Genomic DNA, 4,187 nt, shown 5'->3' with positions numbered 1-4,187 from the left:
GGCTCGTCCTCCTCGTCGGGCGGTTCCGGCGCCGGCGGGGCGGGCTTGGCCTCGGGCATCGGCGGACGGGCGGCGGTGGCCGGCTTCGGCTCGCCCTTCTCGACGCGGGCAGCCTGGGTGATCTCGCCGACGTCGACGATCTCGATCGGGATCGAGGAAGCGATCTCGAGCTTGCGATCGCTGGGCGGCATGCCGAGCACCATCAGCGCGACCAGCGCGACGTGCAGCACCGCCGAGGCGATCAGGGGCTTGCGCATGGGAGTTCCGCCCGCCTCAACGCGCCGGCTTGGGCGCGCCGACCCGCGCGCTGGACGCGGTCGGGCCGTTGGGCATCTCGGCGACCAGCCCGACCTTCTTGAAGCCGGCGGCGCTCATGGTGCCCATCACCTCCAGCATCTTGCCATAGGCGATCTTGGCGTCGCCGCGGACCAGGATGCGGGCCTCGGGGTTGTTGTTGGTGACCGCGATCAGCAGCGGCACCATGTTGGCCAGCTCGACCGGCGTCTCCTGGACGAAGACGCGGCCGTCGGTCTGCACGGTGACGAACAGCGGATCCTTCTGCTGCTCCAGCGGAGCGGCGTTGGTCTTGGGCAGGTCGACCGGCACGCCGACGGTCAGCATCGGCGCGGCGACCATGAAGACGATCAGCAGGACCAGCATGACGTCGATGAACGGCGTCATGTTGATCTCGGCCATCGCGCGATAGCCCCGGCGCTTGCCGCGGCCGTGGGATTTGCCTGCGAGTTGTCCGGCCATGGTTCAGGCGGCTCCCCGCTCCTCGAGGTGGCGGGACAGGATCGCCGAGAACTCGCCCGAGAAGGTGTCCAGCCGGTCGGCGTAGCGGCCGAGGTCGGTGGAGAACTTGTTGTAGGAGAGCACCGCCGGGATGGCGGCCAGCAGGCCCATGGCGGTGGCGAACAGCGCCTCGGCGATGCCCGGCGCCACCACGGCGAGGCTGGTGTTGCCCGAGCCGGCGATCGAGGTGAAGGAGTTCATGATGCCCCACACCGTGCCGAACAGGCCGATGAAGGGGGCGGTCGAGCCGACCGAGGCCAGGAAGGTCATGTAGCGTTCGGCCCGCGCCATCTCGCGGCCGATGGTCACCGCCATCACCCGTTCCACCCGCTGTTGCAGCGAGCTTTTCATCGTGCCGCCGATGCCGCGGTCGGCGGCGTGGCGCCATTCGCGCATGCCGGCGGCGAAGGTCGCCGCCATCGGGTCGGCCGGGGTCTGGCCGATGCGGTCGTACAGCGCGTCGAGCGACCCGCCGGACCAGAAGGCCTCCTCGAAGGAGTCGGCCTGGGCGTTCAGCCGGCGGATGCGCATCAGCTTCTCGATGATGATCGCCCAGCACCAGATCGAGGCGACGACGAGCATCATCATCACGATCTTGACGACCGCGTCGGCCTGCCAGAACAGGCCGAGGATCGTGATCTCATGTGCCGTCGTGGCGGCGGCATTGCCGGCCAGCTGGGCGGTTTGCAGGGCGTCCATCGCAGTCAGTCTCGCGGTTGCGCTGTTGGCACGGGGATGTGGAAGGAAAACGGTCGGTTAAGAGTGGGCAGGCGTGGTCTGCTTGGCATGCAGCGTCTCCATCGCCGCTTTCACCGGTTCGGGAAGGCGCACGGCCCGACCTGACCGGTTGATCGTCACCAGCTGCAGGTCGGCGCGCGCCAGCACGCGACCGTCACGGCGGATGACTTGTGCAACTGCGAAGGAGGCACCGCGGATATCGACGATTCGGGTTTCCACTTCAAGCGTGTCCTCCAGCTTGGCAGGGGCGTCAAAATCGATGGTCAGGCGCCGTACCGCAAATGACACACCTGTGACATCGCCAAAACCCTCGGCCATCTCCCTCTGACGGAAGCCCATCAGGGAGAGCATCTCCGTGCGCGCCCGCTCCGCGAATCGCAGGTAATTGGCGTGGTAGACGATGCCGCCGGCGTCGGTGTCCTCGTAATAGACCCGCAGCGGATACCGGTGCGTGCCGTCCTCCGCGAACCATCCCGAGAGAGCGGGAGCCTCATTCATCGCCATCCCCCTCCGTCGGGTCGGGGACTCGGTCCAGCAGGTCGAGCTGCCGGAGCGGCGCGTTCGGCGGGTTGAGCCCGAGATAGCGGAAGCCCTGGTCGGTCAGCATGCGCCCGCGCGGCGTGCGCTGCAAAAAGCCCTGCTGGATCAGGTAGGGTTCCACCACCTCCTCCAGCACGTCGCGCTGTTCGCCCAGCGCCGCCCCCAGCGTCTCGACGCCGACCGGCCCGCCGCCATAATTGGTGGCGACCAGCCCGAGATAGCGGCGGTCCATGCTGTCGAGTCCCAGCCGGTCGACCTCCAGCCGGGTCAGGGCGGCATCGGCGACGCGCTTGTCGACCTCCTCGACGCCGGCGACCGCGGCGAAATCACGCACCCGGCGCAGCAGCCGGCCCGACACGCGCGGGGTGCCGCGCGCCCGGTTGGCGATCTCGCGCGCGCCCTCGGGCGTGATGCCCATGCCGAGCACGCCGGCGGCACGGCGCACGATCAGCTCCAGTTCGTCCGGCTCGTAGAATTGCAGGCGCACGGGAATGCCGAAGCGTTCGCGCAAGGGGCGCGTGATCAGGCCGCTGCGCGTCGTGGCGCCGACAAGGGTGAAGGGCGGCAGGTCGATCCGGATGGACCGCGCCGACGGGCCTTCGCCGATGATAAGGTCGAGCTGGAAATCCTCCATGGCGGGATAGAGCACCTCTTCCACGGCGGGATTAAGGCGATGAATCTCGTCGATGAAGAGGACGTCGTGCGGCTGGAGGTTGGTCAGCAGCGCCGCCAGATCGCCGGCCCGCGCGATGACCGGGCCGGAGGTGGCGCGGAAGCCGACGCCCAGCTCACGCGCCACGATCTGCGCCAGCGTGGTCTTGCCGAGGCCGGGGGGCCCGAACAGCAGCACATGGTCCAGCGCCTCGTTGCGGGAGCGGGCGGCCTGGATGAAGATCGACAGGTTCTCGCGCGCCTGCCGCTGGCCGATGAACTCGGCGAGCGACAGCGGGCGGATCGACGCCTCGGCCGAATCGCCGTGGCCCTGGCCCGGCTGGACGAGACGGTCGTGGTTGGGGTCGCTCATTGGCTCAGTTCCTTGAGGCCCTGGCGGATCAGATCGGACACGCCGGCATCATCGCCCAGCACCCGCCCGGCGGCGACGACCGCGCCGAAGGCTTCCGACCGGCCATAGCCGAGATTGACCAGCGCCGACACCGCATCGGCCAGCGCCGGGGTGGCGCCCGGCACGGCGGCGGGGGCGCCCTTGCCGGCCGGCGCGCCCGCGGTCGCCGCCGGACCGAGCGCCAGATTGCCGACCTTGTCCTTGAGTTCGTTGAGAATGCGCGCCGCCACCTTCGGCCCGACGCCGTCGGCGCGCACCAGCGCGGTCTTGTCCTGGGACGCGATGGCGCGGGTCAGCTGGTCGGGGTCGAGCACGCCGAGGATCGACAGCGCCAGCCGGGCGCCGACGCCCTGGATGGTGGTGAGCAGCTTGAACCACTCGCGGTCCGCCTGGTCGCCGAAGCCGTGCAGGACGATGCGTTCCTCGCGGATGAAGGTCTCGACCACCAGCGACGCCCGCTCCCCCACCGCCAGGCGCGACAGCGTGCGGTTGGAGCAGGACAGCAGGTAACCGACGCCGTTCACGTCGAGCACGACCCAGTCGGTGCCGGTGGAATCGACGATGCCGGTCAGCTTGGCGATCATGGGAACTCCCGGCCCGAAGGCTGGCTGCGAAGAATGGGGGTCTCTTCGAGATGCGCGCGGATGGTCTCCAGCACGCCGTCAAGGTTGTCGATCACGTCGGTGTTCCAGAAGCGCAGGATGCGGAAGCCGGCCTGCTCCAGCATGCGCGCACGCCGCTCGTCATGGGCGGCGCGCTGCTCGGCATGCTGGCCGCCGCCCAGTTCGACGATCAGGCGATGGTCGTGGGCGACGAAATCGGCAACGAAGCCCAGGATCGGCTCCTGCCGCCGGAATTTCGCGCCGAGCTGGGCATTGCGTAGCCTCTGCCAGACGATCTTTTCCACATCCGTGGCGTTCATCCGCAGGTCTCGCGCGCGCCCGGTTATGTAGTCGGTGGGCTTCGCCTTTGCGATGCTCGCCATATCCTCCACTCGCCCCAGGGGACCATCCCCCTCTCCCCCCCGGGGAGAGGGTCGGGGTGAGGGGGA

At 69.1% G+C, this 4,187-nt stretch carries 6 protein-coding genes and 1 pseudogene; all 7 read right to left on the bottom strand.

The features are described from left to right. Positions 1-257: pseudogene (locus tag TSH64_RS22185) on the bottom strand (hypothetical protein); the annotation flags it as partial. A 16-nt stretch (positions 258-273) separates the two neighbouring features. Beyond that, positions 274-756, bottom strand: coding sequence for a biopolymer transporter ExbD (locus TSH64_RS22180; RefSeq protein ID WP_109051801.1), 483 nt, complete (start codon positions 754-756; stop codon positions 274-276). Between the two features lie 3 nt (positions 757-759). Continuing rightward, the gene (gene tolQ, locus TSH64_RS22175) at positions 760-1,494 is read right to left on the bottom strand and encodes a protein TolQ (protein WP_109448300.1); all 735 of its coding nucleotides are present in this window, start codon (positions 1,492-1,494) and stop codon (positions 760-762) included. A gap of 57 nt (positions 1,495-1,551) precedes the next feature. Continuing rightward, positions 1,552-2,031, bottom strand: coding sequence for a tol-pal system-associated acyl-CoA thioesterase (ybgC, locus tag TSH64_RS22170; RefSeq protein ID WP_247873088.1), 480 nt, complete (start codon positions 2,029-2,031; stop codon positions 1,552-1,554). Next, positions 2,024-3,097, bottom strand: a complete 1,074-nt coding sequence (ruvB, locus tag TSH64_RS22165; protein WP_109448296.1) for a Holliday junction branch migration DNA helicase RuvB — start codon at positions 3,095-3,097, stop codon at positions 2,024-2,026. The genes ybgC and ruvB overlap by 8 nt, the downstream gene beginning before the upstream one ends. After that, positions 3,094-3,720 (bottom strand): Holliday junction branch migration protein RuvA, encoded by a 627-nt coding sequence (gene ruvA, locus TSH64_RS22160; protein ID WP_098740239.1) that lies wholly within the window; start codon positions 3,718-3,720, stop codon positions 3,094-3,096. Before ruvA ends, ruvB begins: the two co-directional genes overlap by 4 nt. Beyond that, the gene (locus TSH64_RS22155) at positions 3,717-4,121 is read right to left on the bottom strand and encodes a DUF559 domain-containing protein (RefSeq protein WP_109452935.1); all 405 of its coding nucleotides are present in this window, start codon (positions 4,119-4,121) and stop codon (positions 3,717-3,719) included. The genes ruvA and TSH64_RS22155 overlap by 4 nt, the downstream gene beginning before the upstream one ends. Positions 4,122-4,187: the final 66 nt, after the last annotated feature.

This window comes from Azospirillum sp. TSH64 (assembly GCF_003116035.1).
Classification (GTDB): Bacteria; Pseudomonadota; Alphaproteobacteria; order Azospirillales; family Azospirillaceae; genus Azospirillum.
This window is presented reverse-complemented; position numbering and strand designations above follow the sequence as displayed.

Bases quoted from the DNA above. Each gene is read 5' to 3' on its own strand.
- TSH64_RS22180 (WP_109051801.1), bottom strand. From the start codon at position 756: ATGGCCGGACAACTCGCAGGCAAATCCCACGGCCGCGGCAAGCGCCGG.
- tolQ (WP_109448300.1), bottom strand. From the start codon at position 1,494: ATGGACGCCCTGCAAACCGCCCAGCTGGCCGGCAATGCCGCCGCCACG.
- ybgC (WP_247873088.1), bottom strand. From the start codon at position 2,031: ATGAATGAGGCTCCCGCTCTCTCGGGATGGTTCGCGGAGGACGGCACG.
- ruvB (WP_109448296.1), bottom strand. From the start codon at position 3,097: ATGAGCGACCCCAACCACGACCGTCTCGTCCAGCCGGGCCAGGGCCAC.
- ruvA (WP_098740239.1), bottom strand. From the start codon at position 3,720: ATGATCGCCAAGCTGACCGGCATCGTCGATTCCACCGGCACCGACTGG.
- TSH64_RS22155 (WP_109452935.1), bottom strand. From the start codon at position 4,121: ATGGCGAGCATCGCAAAGGCGAAGCCCACCGACTACATAACCGGGCGC.